This is a genomic window from Mesorhizobium sp. M0293 (assembly GCF_040321735.1).
GTDB lineage: Bacteria > Pseudomonadota > Alphaproteobacteria > Rhizobiales > Rhizobiaceae > Mesorhizobium.
On the sequence record NZ_JAMYSA010000269.1, the window covers coordinates 1 to 1,467 of the forward strand.

The window sequence follows — 1,467 nt, forward strand, 5'->3', positions numbered from 1 at the left end:
CTGGTCAAAACCCCTCTTGGTGAAGCTGACGTGGTGCGCGATATCGGCTACGTACCTATGAAGGACGGAACACGTATCGCTTACATTTCATATCGCTTGAAATCTGGCCGCTATCCAAGCGTATTTTGGTATTCCCATTATAAAGCAAGTGCGGCCCCTTTCGAAATGGCAAAGCAATTTCTCGAAGCCGGCTACGCTTTCGTTGGTGCCAACTTCCCCGCGACGGGTTGCTCGGAAGGAATCATCGACTGTTGGGGCGACCGTAAAGAGGGAATTTACGGCGCCGAGGTGGTCGAATGGATTGCCAGACAGTCCTGGAGCGACGGCAATGTTGGGATGATTGGCAATTCAACTCCCGGCAATTCTCAATTCTGGGTGGCAGCAGAGCGACCACCTCATTTGAGAGCCATTGTGGCAAGCGGAATAGGCGATGGCTACGGCGACGGGTCCTACGCCGGCGGTATGTTCCAGCTTGGGAACGTGGCATGGGAACTCACGACTAAGTCCACTCAGGCAGCCGGTGCAGAATGGCGGATAAGCGAGGGTGATAACCAGTGCGTCGCAATTCGCAAAGATAGGCAAGTCGTCAAACGGGCATTTCTCGACGAGCTGAGAAGCCGTCCACTTAAAGATGATTGGTGGGACTCTGTCTCTTTTTGCTGCGAGGATGTTGCCGGCCAGATTGATGTGCCTACTATGATTGTTGCGGCATGGCAGGATGAGTTTGGCAGCGTCGCGAAGTATAGCACACGGCTATTTACTCACTTCCTCAAAAATGTAAATCACAAGAAACTTCTGCTGATGAACGGAGATCACAATATCGCCGGCCCTCACCCGACTATCGGGGTTCGAAGCTATGGCTTTGTAGATACGGAACAGATGAAATTCATGGACCGTTGGGTGAAGGGCATTGAAAACGGTGTAGAAAATGAAGCTCCGGTCTCCGTGTTTTGGGATGTCCGAGAGATTGATGGAAACGCTAAGCAGGCGGTTGCCGGTTGGACCACGATGCATGAGACTTGGCCAGAACCGACAGTTGAGCGCCGTCCCTTCTATCTCACGGCTGACGCCGCGCTATCCCCTAACGAGCCGATTGGCAGCCCAGCCGATGGCGTTCGCGCCTACCTCTACCCGACGGCAGCAGAGCTCGTTGGCAGCAGCCAGCAGTTTGCGCTCCAGCCATATTCCCCAGGCGTATTGAATTACCGAACGGCCCCGGCCGTTTCAGACATGGCGGTGCTTGGGAATCCGGAGGTCACGCTATACCTCAGTATTGACTATGGAGATGAAGCAGACCTCGGGTTAACGCTGAAAGACGTCGATGCCGAAGGCAATGTACTCTTTCTGCAGGGAGGCTTGCTGCGGGCTTCGCTGCGAGCGGTCGATGAAGCGCGGACATATGCTGACGAGGTGGTTCATTCTTTTCGCAAAAGTGAAAAGCTCATACCGGGTGAAATCTACGAGATA

General features: G+C 53.8%; 1 protein-coding gene. It reads left to right on the forward strand.

Features of this window, described 5'->3' with window-relative positions; translation table 11 throughout:
• On the forward strand, window positions 1–1,467 hold a 1,467-nt coding region (locus tag NKJ06_RS35380), incomplete at both ends, for a CocE/NonD family hydrolase (RefSeq protein ID WP_352812563.1).